This window comes from Bradyrhizobium altum (assembly GCF_020889705.1).
GTDB lineage: Bacteria > Pseudomonadota > Alphaproteobacteria > Rhizobiales > Xanthobacteraceae > Bradyrhizobium > Bradyrhizobium altum.
Genome location: NZ_JACMYP010000550.1, coordinates 1 through 1262 on the forward strand (window position 1 = coordinate 1; position 1262 = coordinate 1262).

Consider the following 1262-nt stretch of genomic DNA (forward strand, 5'->3'; position numbering starts at 1 on the left):
TTCGGAGCGCTCTTCTTGGCGGCCTTCTTCGCAGCCGGCTTCGCGGGCGCGGCCTTCTTCGGAGCAGCCTTCTTCGCAGCTTTCTTGGCGGTCTTCTTGGCTGACTTCTTCGCCGATTTCTTCGCAGACTTCTTCGCGGCCTTCTTCGCAGTCTTCTTGGCCGACTTCTTCGCGGACTTCTTCTTCGCCGCTACCGCCTTCTTGGCCTTTTTGGCCTTCTTGCTTTTCTTCGCCTTCTTCGACTTCGCCATCGTGGTCCTCCTGTTGCCGCTGATTTGAGTCCACCGCGTATTGAAGTGATCGCTTGCCGGTCAGCAGCTGCACCTCGAGGAGAGGCACCTTCCACTTCGCTTGTCGGGCATGAAGGCCGCGCGATCGCTTCGCGTCTGTGGCAGGGAAGCGCCGGTCCTTCAGTTTGCGTCAGGGCAAGGCTGGGGTCCGGATCATGCTCGAATGGCAGTCGATCAATTCAATCCTGGCCGGGGACCTCCTGTCGCCCAATCGAGAAGCTCAATCGTGTGCACCACAGGAACTGACGTACCGCCGGCAATCTGAACCATGCAACCAATATTGCCCGCAGCGATCATGTCCGGTTTGACAAGCGCAATATTGGCGACCTTGCGATCGCGCAATCTGCTCGCAATATCGGGCTGGAGAATGTTGTAGGTCCCCGCCGAACCGCAACACAAATGGCTCTCGGGCACATCTTTCACCACGAATCCATTCTTGGAAAGCAATTCTTTCGGAAGTTGAGTGATTTTCTGTCCATGCTGCAACGAACAAGCCGAGTGATAGGCGACGGTGATGTCGCCTTTCTGCGTTGAAGGCGCGAGCTCGAGGCCAGCGAGATACTCGGTGATATCCTTTGCCAGCGCCGAGATTCGCTCGGCCGGCTCGGCGAATGTTTTGTCCTCGCGCAGCAGGTAGCCGTAGTCCTTGACGACTGTCCCACAGCCCGAGGTCGTCACCAGAATGGCATCGAGCCCGTTCTGGTCCGCTTCCCTTTGCCACACCGTGATGTTGGCCCGTGCGCGCGCCAGCGCGTCGGCGTCCTGTCCCATGTGATGGGTCAACGCGCCGCAGCATTGCTCGTCCTTGACCAGCACCACCTCGACGCCGTGCCGGGTCAGCACGTTGATCGCAGCCTGATTGATGCGTGGCGCCAGCACCTGCTGGGCGCAGCCCTGCAGCAGCGCGACCCGTCCACGCCGACGGCCGGTCGCCGCAAACACGGTTCCCGCAGCCGGACCCGGCGGCGGCAG

General features: G+C 60.5%; 2 protein-coding genes. Both read right to left on the reverse strand.

Annotated elements, in window-relative coordinates; all coding sequences use genetic code 11:
* A partial coding sequence (locus tag H8B02_RS47295; protein ID WP_229172514.1) for a hypothetical protein occupies positions 1 to 324 on the reverse strand: 324 nt, incomplete at its 3' end.
* A 140-nt stretch (positions 325 to 464) separates the two neighbouring features.
* On the reverse strand, positions 465 to 1262 hold a 798-nt coding region (locus tag H8B02_RS47300), incomplete at its 5' end, for a heterodisulfide reductase-related iron-sulfur binding cluster (RefSeq protein ID WP_249795579.1).